This window comes from Parcubacteria group bacterium (genome assembly GCA_041659505.1).
In the GTDB taxonomy this organism is placed as follows: Bacteria; Patescibacteriota; Minisyncoccia; order Moranbacterales; family UBA2206; genus UBA9630.
Window position 1 is genome coordinate 78,294 of sequence record JBAZYF010000001.1, and the last position, 17,910, is coordinate 96,203.

The window sequence follows — 17,910 nt, forward strand, 5'->3', positions numbered from 1 at the left end:
CGTGACAAAAAAATTATTATTTTTGTGGTTTCTTAGTAAAATGATAGGCCACCAACCCCGAAATAATCACAAAAAGCATCGCAACAGTAAAATAGCCCAAATAAGTATCAATCTTGGCATAGGCATGCCCGAAATAATAACCAAGCAACAAAAAAACAAGTGTTTTGGGAACTGTGCCGATAAAATTAAATTTGATAAATTTTTTCAAAGAAATCCTTGCGATGCCTGATGCCACTAAAATAGCACCACCCGCCGAATGTGTCCATTTGCCGAAAAGAAGTGTTTTGCCGAAATGCTTGTCAAAATGATTTTTCATTTTTTGGACTTGTTCAATATTAATCCATAAAAAACGTCCCTTTGAAAAAATACGCTTGCCCCCAAAATATCCTACGGAATAATATAACACATCTCCCGTTACATCGCCAAAAACAGCCACCAAATAAAGTCCATAAACATTAAAATAACCCAGATAAGCTAAAAATCCTGCAATTACAGTGACAATTGGCCCCTCAATCACAACCAAAGGGAAAAAGATAAAATACTTATACTGCACCAGAAGATTAAATATTTGATTTTGTGACAAATTTAAAAACAAACGATTTATTTTTAAATATTTATCCTGGTCGGGCTGCCGAGAATCGAACTCGGTCTACATCCACCCCATGGACGCGTACTACCGGTATACTACAGCCCGTGGCCTTGCGCCCGCCTGCAACGCTATGCGTAGCATTGCGGGCAGGTACTACCGCCATACTACACCCTGAAATCTAAAAGGCAAAAAAGCACCCTTCTTATATCCCCAAAAATCTTTCCAACATTTCCGCCAGATTATGATCTTGTTTTATTTCTGGAATATATTTGAGTAGAATTCGGCGAATGATTACTGGATCTTCATTTTCGAGCGGAATGTGCACAAAGGGCGTGAGATAGCTTCTTGTGTGCAAGCTGATCACTTTAATATATCGCGGATCATAAAAAATCCAAAAAGAGTGGATATTTTCAAATTCATATATTTCATTGCCAGCCAGAATGCCCTCGGGCACAATGCGAAAATCCAAAATCCGCGGTTCCTTGCTTGAATACATATAGGCAACGATGCCGATAAGCACAAAAACAATCGCCATAATCGGATTATCTGTAAAAGTGGCATAGACAATAATGGCCAGAAGGACAAGTGCGACATAGGAAAGGCGCCGTTTATTCTGCTCATACATTTCAAATTCCGGCGCGCTCCAATGCCAAAGCGCATCTTTGGAATATTGTTCCAGCAATCCCTCACTCTCAGGCGCTGGAAGCATTTCCATTTCCGCTGGGCGACTTTTTAAAAACGCCTCGTTATCATCTCTAAAGGATTGTTTATGGTTTTTTATATACATTTTAATTACATTAAGGCAACGGTACCAATTTACTTAATGTTAACATATTAAGTAGAGACGAGGCAATGCCTCGTCTTTGTCTTGTCTTTACAATTGCCGGTTCAGCTGATAGTATTTAAAAGTTAAGATTTATCATATTTGGAGAGGTGGCTGAGTGGGCCGGATGCGATCAAACATCTGGCGGGTTGCAAAAGCAACCCCGGCAGACACGAAGCTACAGTTTTTTGACCGAGTCCGCCAACTGGCGGACGAGAAATATGGAGAGGTGGCTGAGTGGCTGAAAGCACCACACTGCTAACGTGGCAAGGGGTAAAACCCTTCGAGGGTTCAAATCCCTCCCTCTCCGCCTTCGCCACGCCGTAGCTTCAGCGAAGGCGGGCTTCGCCAAAGCTACGGCATGGCTACGGCGTGACAAGTCCGCTCAGGACTCAGCGAAGGCGGGCTTCGCCAAAGCTACGGCATGGCTACGGCGTGACAAGTCCGCTCAGGACTCAGCGAAGGCGGGCTACGGCATGGCTACGGCGTGACAAGTCCGCTCAGGACTCAGCGAAGGCGAGCTTCGCCAAAGCTACAGCGTAACTACGGCGTGACGCAGTCCGCAAGAAACCATGCGAAAGCGGGATTTACTACGCTACAATATTCTCAAAATAAAAAGCTATGTATTATGTCTATAGTCTAAAATGCAAGGATGGATATTATGTCGGTTGCACAGATAATCTTAAAGATAGAATAATTAGACATCAAAACGGCTACGTACCAGCAACTAAAAATAGACTGCCCTTGAAATTGGATTTTTATTTTGCAATGAACGATAAATATAAAGCATTTGAATTTGAAAAATACCTAAAATCAGGATCCGGACGTGCTTTTTCTGTGAAGCATTTTTAAAAAACAATGGGAGAGATGGCCGAGTGGTTTAAGGCAACAGTCTTGAAAACTGTCGTACTGTTAAAGGTACCGTGAGTTCGAATCTCACTCTCTCCGCCTTCGCCACGCTGAAGCGTGGCTTCGGCGTGACGCAGTCCGCCAGAAGCCATGCGAAAGCGGGATTCGCTACGCCGAAGCGTGGCTACGGCGTGACGCAGTCCGCCGTGGATACGCGTAGGCGAGCTTCGCCACGCCAGAACAAACATTCGGCGTGACGCAGTCCGCCAGAAGAATAGTTAAAATAAATAATTGCGCTTATAGCTCAGTGGATAGAGCGTCTGGTTGCGGTCCAGAAGGTCGCAGGTTCGATTCCTGCTAAGCGCACAAATGAACACTCTTCTTAAAAATATTCCCAAGATAACTCCGAAATATCTAAAGATCCTGGAGAAGCTCGGGCTTTTTACGGTTCAAGATTTTTTGTTTTATCTCCCTTTTCGTTATGATGACTTTTCCCAAACCATAGCGCTTTCTGATGATTATCTCAATTCTGTCGTCACTATCTCTGCAGTTGTTACTAAAACAAAATTAAACCGCATTTTCAAGCGCAAATTGACAATTGCGGAAGTAATGTTGGAAGATGAAAACCAGACGCCCCTGAAAGCGGTCTGGTTCAATCAGCCGTTCATCCTGGATTCAATGCCACTGGGTACCGAAGTACGACTTTCTGGAAAATTAGAGTTAAAAGGCAAATATTTCACCCTGACCAATCCCGCCTGGGAACGCGCCTCGCGCGAAAAAACCAACACCGGGCAACTCGTGCCGATCTATTCGGAAACACCAGGCCTCACTTCCAAGTGGATCCGCTGGCAAATGAAAACTTTTTTTGCCAACATTACAGACTTGGAAGATTATGTTCCGGAAGACTTGCGCAAAAAATTACATCTCTATTCTCTGCTTTCCGCTCTGCGTCAGATCCATTTTCCGGAAAATCAAGAAAAGCTACTCATCGCCCAAAAGACTTTTGCCTTCCGGGAGATGTTTTTGATGCAACTCAAAACTTTGCAAATGAAAAATACCTGGGAAGCACAAAGCGCCACCGGCCTCGCATTGGATGAAAAATTGATCCAAGACTTTATTGAAACTTTACCCTTCAAGTTAACCGGCGCACAACACAAAGCCAGCCTGGAAATTATCAAAGACCTGGTAAAAACTTGTCCGATGAATCGCTTACTCAACGGCGACGTAGGCGCAGGAAAAACAGTCGTCGCGGCCATTTCTGCACTGAGTGCGCTTTCGCAAAATCAGCAAGTGGCGATTCTTGCTCCGACCGAAGTCTTGGCTCTCCAACATTTCCAATCATTTTCAAAACTGTTTAAAAATTATGATTTTAAGATTGCACTGCTCACCAGTTCATATAAATTAGTTTTCAAAAATTGGGAACCAAAAGCCCAAAAAATTACGCGCGAGCAAATGCTTGGGCAAATTAAAAGTGGCGAAATAAACTTAGTCATTGGCACACATGCTATTATCCAAAAAGATGTTGCGTTCAAAAATCTCGCACTAGTGATTATCGACGAGCAGCATCGTTTCGGCGTCGCGCAGAGGTCAGTCCTTCAACGAGAAACTCTTGAACTGAAAGATGGAAAAAAGAAAACCATCCCCCATCTCCTCACAATGACTGCTACGCCAATCCCCCGAACTTTGGCAATCGCTTTTTTTGGCAGTCTTGATCTGTCTATCCTCGACGAGATGCCCAAAAACCGAAAACCGATCAAAACCAGAATTGTCCTGCCAGATCAAAGAGATCAGGTCTATGCGTTTATGCGCAAAGAAATCGATGCCGGCCGGCAAGTGTTTGTCATTTTACCTTTTGTCGAAGAATCTAAAGTGCTCACTGAAGTCAAAGCCGCCACAGAAGAGCATAAAAAATTATCCTTAGTTTTTCCGGAATATTCCTTAGGACTTTTGCATGGCCGTCTCAAATCGAAAGAGAAAGAAACTGTGATGCAAGATTTTAAGGATAAAAAAAGTCAAATCCTCGTTTCCACTTCGGTGGTCGAAGTCGGCATCGATATCCCCAACGCCACCATAATGCTTATTGAAAATTCCGACCGCTTCGGCCTTTCTCAACTCCACCAATTCCGCGGACGCGTCGGCCGCGGCGAACAACAATCATATTGCTTCCTTTTCACCGAATCAACCACAAAAACCGCCCTGGAACGCCTACGGGCAATGGAGAAAAGCAACGACGGTTTTGAACTTTCGGAAATTGACCTGAAACTACGCGGTCCCGGACAACTCCTCGGCAAAGCCCAATCCGGCCTCTCCGACATCGCCATGAAAAATCTCAACAACCTAAAACTGATCAAAATCGCCCGTGAAGAAGCCCAAAATATTCTAAAAACCGACGCAAAATTAAAAAAGCATCCGCTGATCGCCAAAGCTTTGGAAAAATTCGAGAAGGATGTGCATTTGGAATAATCAGAACCACTGATTCGCACGTGATTTTCCTGATTACACATGATTGAATTCTGATTTTCCCCCATCAGTGAAATCAGTGTAATCAGAGTTAATCAGTGGTTCAGACACCCCGTATACACCTTCAAAAGTTTCTCCGCACAAACCTCGCTCGTAAAATTTTCCCGCGCAATTTTGCCTGACGCTTCACCAAAACGCTTGCGTAAACTTTCATCGTTAATCAATTTCAAAACGGCAGTGGAAAATTCCTTTTCATCTTCTCGCACTAAAAATCCATTGGCCTTGTTAAGGGCGAGACTGCTGATGCCGGTGGAATCGACCGCTACGATGGGAAGATACATATGCATCGCTTCGAGCGGAATAATCCCTTGTGTTTCAGATTTGGAACCGTAGACGAAAATATCCGCCGCGGCATAATAATTTTTTAACTCATCATGCGAAACTAGACCGGCAAAAATCACTGAAGCGGAAAGATTATTTTCCTCACAATATTTTTTCAACTTTGGCAAAAGATAACCATCCCCTGCCACAAGAAATTTTACTTTTTTATTTTGCGCCAAAACATCCCTTACTGAGCGAAAAATAAATTCAATATTTTTTTCTTCCGTCAAACGAGACACCAAAAACAGTACGGTCTCGTCTGGGGCGATGCTATAAATTTTCCGCACGACTTCTCGATCAGCTCCGTCAAATTCTTCCGCCTTGATGCCGGTCGCGATCGGAATGATTTCTTTTTGCACGCCCCACTTTTTCAAAATCGGAATAATGGAAGCGGTTGGGGCGATGACTGCATCAGAATGATTAGCATATTCAACTGCCTTTTTTATAATATAATTCGCCGCCCATTTTTTGGGAATGAGCGGAATAAAATTCGTATATTGATCGTAGAGCGTATGCCAAGTGAACACGAGTGGGATTTTCTTTTTTTTGGCCCAACGCATCGCAGCCGAACCCAAAAGATTGGGATGTTGGGAATGGATGATATCAATTTTCAAGTCTTTCAGAATTCGATGAATTTTCCAAGAATATGGAATCGGCAAGGGAAAGCGAAATTTAAATTCAATATCAATTGATGGAAAACGAAAAACATTCGGATTTTTATCCGCATAGTCTTTCCATTTGGGCGCGAAAATATAGACGGTGTGGCCACGCTTTTCCAGCTCCGCGCGAAAAGTTTCGACGGAAACCGTCACTCCGTATGGATTAGGCAAGTAATTGTTGGTGAAAATGGCAATATTCATATTGCTCAGTTTTTATCTAAAAAATCCAGGATGTCCTTAAAAATATTTTCATTTTTAATATCGGAGATGAAAGTATGATAGGCGTCTTTGATATATTTTTTTTGTTTTATCCCTGATCCAATTTTGGCAAAAATTTGCTCAAGACTTTTTTTGGTCACGATATGATCAATGGAAGATTGCATTATGAGACATGGTTGAGTAATTTTTCCCATGACACGCCGAGAAAATTTGGCCAGTTTCAAAATTTCCAAAACGCTCCTGATCGGATAGGTTTGGTAGGATATTTTTCTGGTTACCATCTCTCCAGACCCAAAAGACGGCGGATAGTATTTTTTGTAATATTTCCTAAACAGCAACATGATTCTGGCAAAGAGATGCATAATTTTTTCCATCCGCAATTTGTATGGCATCGCCATAAGCACAAGACCAGAAATTTCTGGATTATTTCCCGCCAAAATTGAAGCCAGACTTGCACCAAGTGACGTTCCAATGACATAAATTTTTTTGTGATTTTCTCTCAATTTGGAATAGGCATTTTCAACGTCCTCATTCCAGATTTTCCATGAAACATTTTCCAAGTCTTTTGGAACAGTTCCGTGACCGGTCAGAAGCGGAGCATAAACAGTATAGCCCTTTGAGTGCAGATATTTTCCCAGTCGCCTCAGTTCATAGGGCGTCGTTGTCCAACCGTGGACCAAAAGAACGGCTCGGCCGTTTTCGCCGGGAAAATAAAAAGGCTTGTCGATAAACGCAAGCTCATCGCCACAAAGCATCTCCGGTTCAGTAGAAACAGCTTCCCTTTCTTTTTCCTCAGTCAAATTAACCATGTTTAATATCTTACTACTTTTCTCCAATTTAGCCAACTAGAGAATAAAAAAATCGCCCAAACCGTTGGTCGATCAAAATTAGGCTGGGATAAGCATGCTATGCCCTATTTCTTCCCATCATAATCCTTAAGCATTTTCTTCGCTTGATAATTCTTATAGAGCATGACTATAGCTATTGAAAAAAATGCCAGCGCAAAAATTATCCAGCCGATCCATTCGATGTATTGCTTAATATCCCGCCAGAGATAACCATAGAAATAGCCCATGGCCACCAAAAAACCGCTCCAGATTATTCCGCCGTAGACGGAATTTTTCAAAAAAGTGCGAAAGTCCATCTTGGCAATTCCAGCTGCCGCAAAAGTCGCCCAGCAAAGTCCGGTCGTTGACTTCACGGCAAGAATTGTTTTTCCGCCATGTTTTTTGAAATATTCCTGCATCCGCAAAACTAATTTTTCCGTGATGCCCAAATATTTTCCCACATGATGGACAAACCCCATGCCAAATTTGTAGCCCAATGCATAAAGTGCCACATCGCCGATGACGTCGCCTAAAATCGAAAAAAGTAAGACTAAAAAAACATTAAAAGCGCCCAGTGATGCCAACATCGCCGCAATCACCGTCACGACTGGTCCTTCCACAATCATCAAGGGAAGCATCATCCAATAACCGTACTGGTGCAAAAACTGAAAGATATTTTGACCAAGTTGTTCCATATTTTATCGTAGCCTCAAGGGGAGTCGCTCTTCATCCGTCCTTCGGCGTGCCTACGGCACATGCCTCACTCCTCCCTCAGAGCCTGGGTTTTCAAAAAAGTGAAGCCCCGTCTGCTTGTCGCAGACAGGCTTTTTGAAATACCCGTCCGACTCTATAAAAAATTATAGCCCGAAAAACTCTTTGATTGGTACTGCTTTCAAAACAATATGTAGCCTCAAGGGGAGTCGGACCCCTCTTTTCAGGATGAAAACCTGATGTCCTAACCGATAGACGATGAGGCCAAAACCAAAACAAAGCAAAACTGCTTTTTTCAACTTATTTATCTAAAAAACATAATATCACAGCTTGAAAAATAAATCCAGTGCTTGGCTGAAAAAGTAAAAAGCGCCCCGGATCGACTATTAAAAATAGCCGACCGAGGGCGCTTATGAAAGCAAAGATCAAAATTATTTCTTTCGGATTATTCCATAGTCGGGAAAGTCTAGAGATTCTCTCCGATACGCACCTTCTTGATAAATATCCAGACTTTTGACAAACTCAATTTTCTCACTGCCAGCCTTGCCTTTTTTGGCCGTGTTTTCCAGTACGATAAACATGATATGCCGCCAAACGGCTTTCTGAGTATGCGCACCTTCTTCGCACGATGCTGGTTTTCCAAAAATAACATCCAGATCATGGTCATATTCTGTCGGCTCAAATAAAAAAAAGCTTTTGGCCAATTTTTTGTTATTAGTCATTTCCTTGATAATCTTCCTCGCTTCGCCATACACATATCTCCTATACTTTTTCTCTCCTAGGAAACTCAGAAAATTATTCTGAAATGTCTGAGCATCGCGCTCCATAACCCAATAATCCCCTTTTTTGTATTTTCTATTAAGGATATAGTAGGCTCGGGCATATTCCCGAGAAAGGACAATGGCTTTTCCATAATAACTAAATTGCGTATCGCCTTTAACCATAATAGAACGCACGTCTGGCAAGAATTGTGCCGGAGGAGAAAATATAGTGTCCTCCCAGTTAATAGATAGCTGGCGTTCATCTTCGAACACCGGAACCATAAAAATTAACTTAGCAAATTTTTTATCCTCCAACGGCTCAATCATATTGCAATCCGGCCGGAGCTTGCCGGTGGTAATATTTGTCTCAATGAAATCAGCGACGTTGCCTATCTGCTGACTTTCCAACCAAATGGCGACAACATAAAAACTTTCTCGCCATTCTTTCGCAGTCCTTAAATGCCGCTCAACTTCATTGGAAAGCGCAGATGTGGCAATTGAAACTACCACGATAATAGCCGATAAAAAAACTAATGCTTCCTTCATGACGCTATCTCCTTTTTATTAGATTTTTTACAATTATATGAATTTGTTAATATGCTATTTGGCTTTATATATTACCCTATTTCCCATTAAAAGTCAACAAAAATTGCAATTATGCCCTATCTCAGCTAAGATAAAAGGATAAACCTGACCAAAATTATGATTATTCTAGGCCTGGAAACATCTTGCGACGAAACTGCGGCTTCCGTTTTGGAAGTGGAGAATGAGCACGTTACCGTGCTTTCTAGCGTTATTTCCTCCCAAATTGCCCTCCACGCTACTTGGGGCGGTGTCGTTCCTAATTTAGCGGCTAGGGAGCATTTGAAAAATATTTTACCCGTCATTGGAACAACACTCGAAAAAGCGGGCAAAAAACCCGCGGAAATTGATTTAATGGCCGTCACTAAAGGCCCCGGCCTCATTCCGGCACTACTCATTGGTACCACAACTGCCAAGACACTTGCCTATCTCTGGCGCGTACCATTGATCGGCATCCATCACATTGAAGGTCACATTTATGCCAATTTTATTTCTACTAAAAATAATACACTAAAGTTTCCCATTCTGGCGCTCGTTGTTTCTGGCGGTCACACCCAATTGGTTCTGATGAAAAAGCATCTGGACTATGAAATCATCGGCGAAACGGTCGATGACGCGGTCGGTGAAGCTTTTGACAAAGTGGCGCGCATCTTAGGCTTAGGCTATCCTGGCGGTCCAGCAGTGGCAAACCTAGCTGACAAATTCACTGGGGAGAAAAAATTCAAAATCACGCTCCCCCGCCCGATGCTCAAATCGGCTAATTTTAATTTTTCTTTTTCGGGACTCAAAACTGCTGTGCTATATGCCACTAAGAAAAATCCGGAAAATTTTAAAGATCAAGACTATATTTCCGAAATGTGTCATGAATTTCAGTCGGCCGTAACCGATGTACTGATTGCCAAAACGATCCGCGCGGCCAAAAAATATGTGCCAAAGACCATCCTGCTGGCTGGCGGAGTAAGCGCGAACACAGCTTTGCGGGAAAAATTAACAGCAACCACTGAGAAAGATTTAAAAAATACAATTTGTCTTGTGCCTGAATTTGCCTATAGCCTTGACAATGCCGCGATGATTGCGATGGCTGGATATTACCGCTGGAAAAATTTGAAAGATAAAAAATCACTGGAAAAAACCTGGCAAGATATGCAGACTAGCGCGAGTTTGAAGATGTAATTTAGCTCCCCTTCGCCCTTAGGGAGAAGGTGGCCGAAGGCCGGATGAGGGAAAGGGCGTTAGATAAAATTATTACTTTCCTACACAGAACATTTTTATTTTTTAGTATCACCCTTGCCCTCACCTGTCCTTCGGACATCCTCTCCCGAGGGGAGAAGAGGATTTTAATAAAAATTCGTACAAATTCGCCCGCCTTCCGATAGTCAATTAATTCGTAGAAAAAAATAATTTATGCTACCATTTTTCGAAGGCATCATTGCCGCCATCGGCGCATTAGTCATCGAACTCAGTCCGCCTATTTTTGGTCTGACACTCATAGAAAATTCTTTGCTTTTTTTACTGCTTATGGCGAGCGTCGAAGAAATAGTAAAATACACTTTCGTCTATAATCATTACCTAAAATCAAAAAATAAAGAGGATATTCTTGCGAGTGCCTTTTTCATCGGACTGGGTTTTGCTCTTGTAGACATTTTTACGAAAAAACTAGCCTATGCAAATATTGGATTTTTACCCATTGTTGGCATATTAATGATACATCTTACTACTGCCACGCTACTAGGGATATTCTTTAGAAAAATTACTCACAAAACTCTTTATTTCAGTCTCCTATTACTTGGACTAAATATAGCGCTACACTTGACTTACAATCTGCTTGTTTTACTCTATCAATAGCCCTTATGGGGGGAAATAAATACATTAACTTGCCAAATACCAACAGTCCCGCTATAATTCAAGCATAATGTAATAAATAATTTTTGAATTATGACCAAAATAAAAAAATCATTTTTAGAAAGATTGACTGGGGCGAGAACGATTGATGATGACACCTACCAACCAGAAAGACCAATCTCTCCAAGCGTGAATATGTACGGCAACGAAGAGGAGGAAGTCGAGATGGAAAGAGAGATTTCCGCCCGCTCAATGCAAAGCCAATATTCACGTGATGATCAAGAAGATGAACGGGAAGAATCTCCTGCGCATGAAATGGAAAGTAATGAGGGGCAATTAACCATTGATGTCTACCAGACGGACAATGACATCGTCATCAAATCAACAATCGCTGGGGTAAAGCCAGAAGACCTTGATGTCAGCATCAATAATGACATGCTCACGATTCGCGGAGAGAGAAAGAATGAGGAGAATGTGATAGAGGAAAATTATTATTACCAAGAATGCTATTGGGGTTCTTTTTCCCGCTCAGTCATATTGCCGATTGATGTGATGGCCGACAAAATCGAGGCCTCGATGAAAAATGGGATCTTGACCGTGAGAATGCCCAAGGCCGAAAGCAATAAATCAAAAAAAATCCAAGTTCGAGGGTTCTAATCTGAAATCATAATCAGTGTTTTTTAAAAACCTCGCTCTTATTGCGGGGTTTTTGTTTTTGATATATCCTTAAAGGTATGAAATCGAGTTATTATTTCACTATTTTTTTATTTGCCTTTTTCCTTTTTTCGCCCAGTTGCTCGGCGGAAATGATTGATTTGGGTTTTTTCAACACGCATGAAATATTAAGTAACCAAAAAACTGATCTGTCTGTCAAAATCAGAAACGAAAAGGCCATAATTCCGGCGACCGAAGTGGCTGGCTGGTTTCGAGAAAATCCTTCACTAGACTATAGCGCAGGCTATGGATCAGAAATAGAAAATGGCAACCTTTGCGCCTATAGCAAATCTTTACTTTGCAAATTAGTCTTTAGCTATCGTCAAGAAGCACATTTTAAAAAAAAAATTCTCATCAGCTTAGACACCGAACTGATGAAAAAATCTATCACCAATCTATCCGATACAGTCAACTCAGATCCGATCAATCCCGGCCTCAAGATTGAAGACGGAAAAGTGACTCTTTTTTCTCTAAGTAGCAAAGGACTCAAACTGGATGAGGACAAGAGCCTCATAATGCTCATCGATTCGCTCAAAAACAACTCAACCGCCAGTGAATTAAATCTACCTTACACCGAAATTGATCCGACAGTCACGCAAGATTCCATCGAAAACATGGGGATCAACACTCTGCTCGGCGAAGGCCATTCTAATTTCAAAGGTTCACCAAAGAATCGGATTTTCAACATCAATGTCGCGACTGATCGCTTCAATGGAGTGCTTATCAAACCGAAAGAGGAATTTTCTTTTGTCAGTGTCTTAGGTGAAGTTGATGGCGAGCACGGATACCTCCCTGAACTCGTAATCAAACAAGACAAAACTGAACCGGAATTTGGCGGTGGAATTTGCCAAGTTTCCACAACAGCTTTTCGCGCCGCGATTTATTCCGGACTGGAAATTACCGCCAGAAGAAACCATGCCTATCCTGTGAGCTACTACAACCCCCAAGGAATGGACTCCACTGTCTATGTCCCAAAGCCGGACTTGCGCTTCATCAATGACACGCCGGGCTATATCTTGCTTCAAACAAAAATTGAAGGAACGGAGCTGACTTTCCAATTTTATGGCACGTCGGATGGCAGAAAAACAACTGTGCTTGGTCCGACCATCCTGGAAAGAAATCCTGACGGTTCGATGAAAACCACTTTCACGCAACAAGTTTATGACAAAGATAATAACCTGGTTCGTGAAGACGAGTTTAAAAGCAACTACGAATCACCTTCAAAATTTCCGCACCCAGGAGAAACAACAGGCCTGCTCACTAAAAAACCGAAAAAATGGTCAGATCGCGAATGGCGAGTTTATAAAAAAGAACATGGGATGAACTAAGCGCCGGTTAAGATTGACTTAATCTGCTAATTTTGATAAGCTAATATCGCGTTGCCAATGGGCAATTTTTTATCTTGATTACCCTGCGCCGGTAGCTTCCGCCCGAGGCGGACAAGCAACGGATAGAGCGTGCGTTAAGCCAAGCTGAAAAAATCAAAAGCAATACCTTGCGCCGGTAGCTCAGTGGATAGAGCAGTAGCCTTCTAAGCTATTGGTCGCAGGTTCGATTCCTGCCCGGCGCACACAAAAGAATATCGCCCTTATAGCTCAGTTGGTAGAGCAGCTCCCTCTTAAGGAGATGGTCCTAGGTTCAAATCCTAGTGAGGGCACGAGAAGTTAAAGTTTTCAGAGTGGTGGCTATAGTTTAGTGGTAAAACTCGGGTTTGTGGTACCTGCGTCGAGAGTTCGATTCTCTCTAGCCACCCCCCTGAAAAGTTTAGACAAGCAAAAAATTAAATGCGCCCTTAGCTCAGCGGATTAGAGCATCTGGCTTCGGACCAGAGGGTCGGGGGTTCGAGTCCCTCAGGGCGCACCAATACATAAATCATTCCCTAGGATGGGATTTTTTACATAGTCTTACGCGTTACCATAAGGGACTTGAGGGAGATTTAAAAAAACGCACATAGCCTGTGCGCTTTTTCTTTTTTTATTGAGCAGGCTGTGTTTGTGCTTGTTGCTGCAGTTCTGGCTGTTGAGATTGAGGAGGGACTGGCAATTGATTAATTCTAAAGATATCATTTGGCTGATCAACTATTTTCACATACTCCTCCGCTCTCTTTTGTGCCTCATCCACAATGTTCTGAAATTTTTTACGATTAAATATCACGTCTTTGTCTTTGGTGCTCAAATATTGCGCTCTCTTATCCTCGCTCCATCGCGGAGCATAAACATAGACATACCAAAGATACCCACAATAGCCAGCCAGGAAAAAGAACAATAGAAATACCAATTTCTTAAGATTGCGGCTAAAAACACCACCGATCCAAAGAAAAATCTTGCCTGAAGAGATATCCTTTTTTATGTCTTTTAAATTTAGCATCATTCTGTGTAAACAACTATATTAAATGAACTCTTTAACTCTGAGGTATCATTGGAGCTATCTTCTGAATTATTGATGGAATTACTGTTTTGATTTATCGGCGAAAGAAATATCTCCCTTGAAACAGCACTTTTGTCTGTCGCTAAATTTTCATTTTTTATAAAAACTTTCTGCAAATCAAAAGAAAGTATATTGACATAGTATTTGCTATTTTCTAGTTTATGAATAAAATTTAAAAATCCAGCATAATTCCCCTCCAAATCAACCCTGATTGATATATATTGCCTGTAAACAAGTTCGCTTTCGATACCTTTCTTTTCATCACTTAGGGCAGCAGAAGTTTTCTTCGCAACAACTTTAGTTTTTGTGTCAGATATGGAATTGCCAGAATTATTATCATCCAAAACTTTTAGCACTATCTTATTATCTGTTTCCTGGGCCAGCGCTTCGACATACTCGATAAATTCAACTTTATTATTTGAATTGAGAATTGTGCCGACTGCCGATTTATTATTCTCGAAATCCATATTAGCTTTTTCCATCTCCGGTATCTTGCCTACTTTGGCCTTCTCCAAGCCACTATCAATTATTTTTTCCTGGATCAAGTCTGCCTTAGCCTGAATCATTTTTGTCATCATTAAAAACGACCAATAAAAAAGGGGCGCAATTACAACCAAAAAAATCATGATTGCTAAAATAATCTTATTTTTTTTCCAAAAATTTTTCATCGTTTCTTAATACAATTTTCCTTTATGCCTAAATCTATTTGGAATGCGATGTCTTCTTTGGAAACCAAATCAGACAGTGGCAGATTGACATTTTCAAAGCATTCTTCCTTGCTCAAATTGTCCCTAAATGAAAGCAAATCGTCACGCGTCTTTGCCTTTCCCATAAGATGGACCGAAAAATCCTTCGTAGACAATCCGATGATTTCAATACTGTGAGGTGTCGCGCGATTCAACATTAGAAAAAAATTTGACCAATAGAGCTGCCCGGAGGAAATAGCAGAAATTTTTGTCAGCTTTGCGTTTATTTCAGAAAATTTATTTTCATAGTAGGCGATTGTTTGATATTGCGCCCCGTTCAAATTATTACCCATTATTTCGGAATTGGCCTGGAGGTCGAACCTTAAAAGATAGTCAATTCCAAAAATAAACGTGAAGAAAACTAAACCAGTACAAAAAAATACAATTTCCCAGCCCAAAACTGACCGAAATCTTTCATTTTTCAAAATCTCATCCTTTTTGTCTTGTGGTAATAGATTAATGCCTATTTTCATAGTCTTTTTTTCTCATTGCGAGACCGATTGCTGTTGCGAATTGCAAGGATCTTTCTTTGTTGATTATTGGCAAGCGGGAACCGAAATCCAAATTCACCCATGGGTCTCCGATACAGATTCCATGCCCCAATCTCTTCGCTAGATACGGCACCAATCCTTTCAAGCTAGCTCCTCCGCAAATGATAATTCTGTCAACATCCTTGGATACGGTATTGATGTTTTGGTAAAAATCTATAGTTTTTTCTATTTCCACAGAAAGTCCTTCTAGATAGGATCTTATAGAATTAAAAACCGAATCATCGTCATGACAGCAACCCACTCCTTGAGAGATCTTTATCTTCTCCGCCTCTTCATTGTTGATTCCCAACGTCTTAGCGATTGCATCAGTTACACCATTAGAGGAGAATGGGATACTTGAAGAAAAAAATGGCAAATTATCCTCCGCAACAACAAAATTAGTTCGCCTAGAGCCCAGGTCAACAATCAAAGAAACGCGCCCTTCCTCCGTCGATCCATTGATCAAACTTCTGGCTGTCGCGATTGATTCCGCTTCAAGCCCATGAACTTCTATGCCAGCTAGTTCGAATACCTCCAAAAGATCATCAATAATTTCTTTGGAAATAGCTACAGTTAAAATGTTTTGTTTACCTGCGAAATTTCCAATCAGCTGCCAATCATAGTAAACTTGATCTACGGAGAGCGGGATGCTTGCCTCAATTTCCCATTTAATCGCCTCGCCGATCTCGGATTGTTCCATGTTTGGAATAGAAATGACGCGCAAAAAAACTTTCGACTCGGGCAAAGAACAAAAAGCTTTTTTGGTATTTATTTTTTTTGGCCCAACACCAGCCACTGCCGATCTCAATGCCGCCGCCACTTTTTGCTTGTCCACTATGCGCCCCTCTTCCATGCTCCCAGCGGGGATAGGCGCGACAGCATAGCTCCTGATACGATCATGCGCCCCATCACTTTCCAATTGCAGCACTTTCACGAAAAGATCTCCCAGATCAACACCAAAATACTTATCTTCAAAATTTATTACATTTTTTTTAAAAAAATTCATGAGCTTTCTGTAAATTATCTACTATAATAAGAGGATGGATGAGTTGTTATACGCATTGCAAATAAAAAATAAACTACGATTGCTAATTTAAGTATAGCACACTTTTTGTATTTGTATTTGTATTTTTATTTCATAATTCTTCCCAAAGATCGATAGCATACTCTGTCCCAGTAGGAAAAAAGGGTGGTGGAAAATAGAGCAGATTATTGTCAAAATTCAAATTGCGCGTATCATACCCAGTTCCATCGGTCCAAGAAAATCCGTAGCGCTGATTGGTTGCAATCGAACCATTGACCGTAATTGTATTTCTGTGATCATCAGAGTTGTAATCATCGCAATGCTGCACATCATCAGACAGATCGTTTGGAGTGACAAGCGACCAATTCTTCCAAATTGAGCAAGTACTGCCCCACCAACTTATACAAGTATCGTATTGCCATCGCTTACAAGTATAATATTCCCGGCCGACCTTTCCGCTTTGCGCCAAAAATGCACCATCTATTACTAAAGTATTTAGGCTATTTTTTACAATTTCTACATTATCTTGAGCAATGACCCCGATAATATCATTGCCGTTAAAATTCGTATACAATAGATTGTTGATACCCAAAAAAACGTTCGCCGGCAAACCGCTCCCAAGATTGGCCGCCACAATCGTTATCTTTTTATTATTGATCGTTCCTTCAAGCCAAATGTTATCTTCTACGAAAATTATCCCACTCGCCGGAATTGTGTAGGTGGTCGAGCTACTTTCTGTAGTTATAGTATTCAATCCCTGGTATAAAACTCGCCCTTTAGTATCATAAGTATTTTTATCATAATTCGTCACTCTCCTTACTGTCATAGTTCCATTGCTATTGAGCACGATATGTCTACCGTAATCGCTACTGTCGAAATAACAACCCGTTGCAGTACAATTATTATTAGTTGTTCCGCCTGGCTTCTTCGCCTCTGTCTTCATGAGACTCAAGTCGGAAATAACACCATTGAAGCTAACTTCCGCTACTGGAAATTGCCTGCCTGCCTCGAAAACATCCGCTCTTACTGGTATTGGACTGACTGAACCGGCCTCGGTCGCAAGGCCACTACTACTCACGCCAGTTTGCGGAGGAACTCTCACGTGTGTATGCACCCCAAATTCAACTACTCCAGTATGGTCAGAATCATCAACAGTCGGCAAAAGGCTAGAAATTACATTATGCGCTATTCCATCAAAACGAATGCCTCCATTAGAATGGATTTTTCCATAGACTTCCGTTCCTTCGCCAAAACGCATAAAATCATTGGCAAGCACGGCATATTCACTCCAGGATGGCCTCCTAAAACGCACCTTGACAGTTCTCTTTATGCCAGGAGCTTTATTCGACCAACCAGTCGATTCAACATTAATGATTGTCGATCCTGTTACTGGTGGAGTGACGACAATTTGATACTCTCCAATTCCTGAATAGTCCACTGCTTCGGGAGAAAAACCCATCGGCCCTCCAGTTTGCAAAAATGTATTAATCTCTGCAGCCGTTTTCCCTGAGGTTTCATGCGCAAGATACCAACGGTAATAATAGATGCCTGCTTCCGCAATCTGAAAAGCCTTTTCTTTTTCAACTCGATTAAGGCTAAATTTTAGCTGGGAGGATATGTAGCCCAAGATAGAAACCAAAATAATCATTACGCTTGACATAATCACAAGCGCATATGCCAATGCTGATCCAGAATTATTTTTTTGTTTTTTATTATGTGCCATATGTTTCCTGCCGACCTGTTAGTAAGTAGGCAGGCATTTTTCA

General features: G+C 41.5%; 17 protein-coding genes and 9 tRNA genes. 13 read left to right on the forward strand and 13 right to left on the reverse strand.

The window, feature by feature from the left end; translation table 11 throughout:
* Nucleotides 1-16: 16 nt before the first annotated feature.
* The 3 genes from WC848_00375 to WC848_00385 all read right to left on the reverse strand — a co-directional run bounded on the left by WC848_00375 (nucleotide 17) and on the right by WC848_00385 (nucleotide 1,304).
* Complete coding sequence (locus WC848_00375; GenBank protein MFA5961128.1) at nucleotides 17-583, reverse strand: VTT domain-containing protein; 567 nt, start codon at nucleotides 581-583, stop codon at nucleotides 17-19.
* 37 nt (nucleotides 584-620) lie between these two features.
* Nucleotides 621-694: transfer RNA gene (locus WC848_00380), tRNA-Pro, on the reverse strand.
* Between the two features lie 97 nt (nucleotides 695-791).
* Nucleotides 792-1,304 carry a hypothetical protein gene (locus WC848_00385; GenBank protein MFA5961129.1) on the reverse strand — a complete coding sequence of 171 codons (513 nt, stop codon included), beginning with the start codon at nucleotides 1,302-1,304 and terminating at the stop codon, nucleotides 792-794.
* Nucleotides 1,305-1,635: 331 nt separating this feature from the next.
* On the opposite strand from WC848_00385, the gene WC848_00390 reads away from it, so the two are divergent.
* From WC848_00390 to recG, 5 genes are all read left to right on the forward strand, one after another.
* Nucleotides 1,636-1,722: transfer RNA gene (locus tag WC848_00390), tRNA-Ser, on the forward strand.
* Between the two features lie 311 nt (nucleotides 1,723-2,033).
* On the forward strand, nucleotides 2,034-2,264 hold the full coding sequence (locus tag WC848_00395; GenBank protein ID MFA5961130.1) for a GIY-YIG nuclease family protein: 231 nt from the start codon (nucleotides 2,034-2,036) through the stop codon (nucleotides 2,262-2,264).
* 9 nt (nucleotides 2,265-2,273) lie between these two features.
* Nucleotides 2,274-2,360, forward strand: a tRNA-Ser gene (locus WC848_00400).
* A gap of 194 nt (nucleotides 2,361-2,554) precedes the next feature.
* Nucleotides 2,555-2,627 (forward strand) — tRNA-Arg (locus WC848_00405).
* A gap of 3 nt (nucleotides 2,628-2,630) precedes the next feature.
* Nucleotides 2,631-4,724: an ATP-dependent DNA helicase RecG gene (gene recG / locus WC848_00410; GenBank protein ID MFA5961131.1), complete on the forward strand. Its 2,094-nt coding sequence runs from the start codon at nucleotides 2,631-2,633 to the stop codon at nucleotides 4,722-4,724.
* A 92-nt stretch (nucleotides 4,725-4,816) separates the two neighbouring features.
* On the opposite strand, the gene WC848_00415 is transcribed toward recG, so the two are convergent.
* The 5 genes from WC848_00415 to WC848_00435 form a co-directional block, all read right to left on the reverse strand.
* Nucleotides 4,817-5,962, reverse strand: coding sequence for a glycosyltransferase (locus tag WC848_00415; GenBank protein MFA5961132.1), 1,146 nt, complete (start codon nucleotides 5,960-5,962; stop codon nucleotides 4,817-4,819).
* Nucleotides 5,963-5,967: 5 nt separating this feature from the next.
* Entirely contained in the window at nucleotides 5,968-6,789 is an 822-nt protein-coding gene (locus WC848_00420; GenBank protein MFA5961133.1) for an alpha/beta fold hydrolase, read from the reverse strand.
* Between the two features lie 104 nt (nucleotides 6,790-6,893).
* Nucleotides 6,894-7,502, reverse strand: coding sequence for a DedA family protein (locus WC848_00425; protein MFA5961134.1), 609 nt, complete (start codon nucleotides 7,500-7,502; stop codon nucleotides 6,894-6,896).
* Nucleotides 7,503-7,712: 210 nt separating this feature from the next.
* Nucleotides 7,713-7,784 (reverse strand) — tRNA-Glu (locus WC848_00430).
* Nucleotides 7,785-7,949: 165 nt separating this feature from the next.
* Nucleotides 7,950-8,825, reverse strand: coding sequence for a hypothetical protein (locus tag WC848_00435; GenBank protein ID MFA5961135.1), 876 nt, complete (start codon nucleotides 8,823-8,825; stop codon nucleotides 7,950-7,952).
* A gap of 156 nt (nucleotides 8,826-8,981) precedes the next feature.
* On the opposite strand from WC848_00435, the gene tsaD reads away from it, so the two are divergent.
* From tsaD to WC848_00475, 8 genes are all read left to right on the forward strand, one after another.
* Nucleotides 8,982-10,034: a tRNA (adenosine(37)-N6)-threonylcarbamoyltransferase complex transferase subunit TsaD gene (gene tsaD / locus WC848_00440; GenBank protein MFA5961136.1), complete on the forward strand. Its 1,053-nt coding sequence runs from the start codon at nucleotides 8,982-8,984 to the stop codon at nucleotides 10,032-10,034.
* A 231-nt stretch (nucleotides 10,035-10,265) separates the two neighbouring features.
* Entirely contained in the window at nucleotides 10,266-10,706 is a 441-nt protein-coding gene (locus WC848_00445) for a hypothetical protein (protein MFA5961137.1), read from the forward strand.
* Between the two features lie 90 nt (nucleotides 10,707-10,796).
* Entirely contained in the window at nucleotides 10,797-11,360 is a 564-nt protein-coding gene (locus WC848_00450; GenBank protein ID MFA5961138.1) for an Hsp20/alpha crystallin family protein, read from the forward strand.
* Nucleotides 11,361-11,437: 77 nt separating this feature from the next.
* Complete coding sequence (locus WC848_00455; protein ID MFA5961139.1) at nucleotides 11,438-12,745, forward strand: VanW family protein; 1,308 nt, start codon at nucleotides 11,438-11,440, stop codon at nucleotides 12,743-12,745.
* 169 nt (nucleotides 12,746-12,914) lie between these two features.
* Nucleotides 12,915-12,987 (forward strand) — tRNA-Arg (locus WC848_00460).
* 14 nt (nucleotides 12,988-13,001) lie between these two features.
* Nucleotides 13,002-13,074, forward strand: a tRNA-Lys gene (locus WC848_00465).
* A 24-nt stretch (nucleotides 13,075-13,098) separates the two neighbouring features.
* Nucleotides 13,099-13,169, forward strand: a tRNA-His gene (locus WC848_00470).
* A gap of 34 nt (nucleotides 13,170-13,203) precedes the next feature.
* Nucleotides 13,204-13,280 (forward strand) — tRNA-Arg (locus tag WC848_00475).
* Nucleotides 13,281-13,391: 111 nt separating this feature from the next.
* Here the strand turns inward: WC848_00475 and WC848_00480 are convergent.
* From WC848_00480 to WC848_00500, 5 genes are all read right to left on the reverse strand, one after another.
* The gene (locus tag WC848_00480) at nucleotides 13,392-13,784 is read right to left on the reverse strand and encodes a hypothetical protein (protein MFA5961140.1); all 393 of its coding nucleotides are present in this window, start codon (nucleotides 13,782-13,784) and stop codon (nucleotides 13,392-13,394) included.
* Nucleotides 13,784-14,512, reverse strand: coding sequence for a hypothetical protein (locus WC848_00485; GenBank protein MFA5961141.1), 729 nt, complete (start codon nucleotides 14,510-14,512; stop codon nucleotides 13,784-13,786). Before WC848_00485 ends, WC848_00480 begins: the two co-directional genes overlap by 1 nt.
* The gene (locus WC848_00490; GenBank protein MFA5961142.1) at nucleotides 14,509-15,063 is read right to left on the reverse strand and encodes a PilN domain-containing protein; all 555 of its coding nucleotides are present in this window, start codon (nucleotides 15,061-15,063) and stop codon (nucleotides 14,509-14,511) included. Before WC848_00490 ends, WC848_00485 begins: the two co-directional genes overlap by 4 nt.
* Nucleotides 15,047-16,126 (reverse strand): type IV pilus assembly protein PilM, encoded by a 1,080-nt coding sequence (gene pilM / locus WC848_00495; protein MFA5961143.1) that lies wholly within the window; start codon nucleotides 16,124-16,126, stop codon nucleotides 15,047-15,049. The genes WC848_00490 and pilM overlap by 17 nt, the downstream gene beginning before the upstream one ends.
* 130 nt (nucleotides 16,127-16,256) lie before the next feature.
* On the reverse strand, nucleotides 16,257-17,867 hold the full coding sequence (locus WC848_00500; GenBank protein ID MFA5961144.1) for a pilus assembly PilX N-terminal domain-containing protein: 1,611 nt from the start codon (nucleotides 17,865-17,867) through the stop codon (nucleotides 16,257-16,259).
* Between the last annotated feature and the right edge of the window lie 43 nt (nucleotides 17,868-17,910).

Coding starts and splice junctions, on each gene's coding strand:
- WC848_00385 (MFA5961129.1), bottom strand. CDS start 1,304: ATGGAAATGCTTCCAGCGCCTGAGAGTGAGGGATTGCTGGAACAATAT.
- WC848_00395 (MFA5961130.1), top strand. CDS start 2,034: ATGTATTATGTCTATAGTCTAAAATGCAAGGATGGATATTATGTCGGT.
- recG (MFA5961131.1), top strand. CDS start 2,631: ATGAACACTCTTCTTAAAAATATTCCCAAGATAACTCCGAAATATCTA.
- WC848_00415 (MFA5961132.1), bottom strand. CDS start 5,962: ATGAATATTGCCATTTTCACCAACAATTACTTGCCTAATCCATACGGA.
- WC848_00420 (MFA5961133.1), bottom strand. CDS start 6,789: ATGGTTAATTTGACTGAGGAAAAAGAAAGGGAAGCTGTTTCTACTGAA.
- WC848_00425 (MFA5961134.1), bottom strand. CDS start 7,502: ATGGAACAACTTGGTCAAAATATCTTTCAGTTTTTGCACCAGTACGGT.
- WC848_00435 (MFA5961135.1), bottom strand. CDS start 8,825: ATGAAGGAAGCATTAGTTTTTTTATCGGCTATTATCGTGGTAGTTTCA.
- tsaD (MFA5961136.1), top strand. CDS start 8,982: ATGATTATTCTAGGCCTGGAAACATCTTGCGACGAAACTGCGGCTTCC.
- WC848_00445 (MFA5961137.1), top strand. CDS start 10,266: ATGCTACCATTTTTCGAAGGCATCATTGCCGCCATCGGCGCATTAGTC.
- WC848_00450 (MFA5961138.1), top strand. CDS start 10,797: ATGACCAAAATAAAAAAATCATTTTTAGAAAGATTGACTGGGGCGAGA.
- WC848_00455 (MFA5961139.1), top strand. CDS start 11,438: ATGAAATCGAGTTATTATTTCACTATTTTTTTATTTGCCTTTTTCCTT.
- WC848_00480 (MFA5961140.1), bottom strand. CDS start 13,784: ATGCTAAATTTAAAAGACATAAAAAAGGATATCTCTTCAGGCAAGATT.
- WC848_00485 (MFA5961141.1), bottom strand. CDS start 14,512: ATGAAAAATTTTTGGAAAAAAAATAAGATTATTTTAGCAATCATGATT.
- WC848_00490 (MFA5961142.1), bottom strand. CDS start 15,063: ATGAAAATAGGCATTAATCTATTACCACAAGACAAAAAGGATGAGATT.
- pilM (MFA5961143.1), bottom strand. CDS start 16,126: ATGAATTTTTTTAAAAAAAATGTAATAAATTTTGAAGATAAGTATTTT.
- WC848_00500 (MFA5961144.1), bottom strand. CDS start 17,867: ATGGCACATAATAAAAAACAAAAAAATAATTCTGGATCAGCATTGGCA.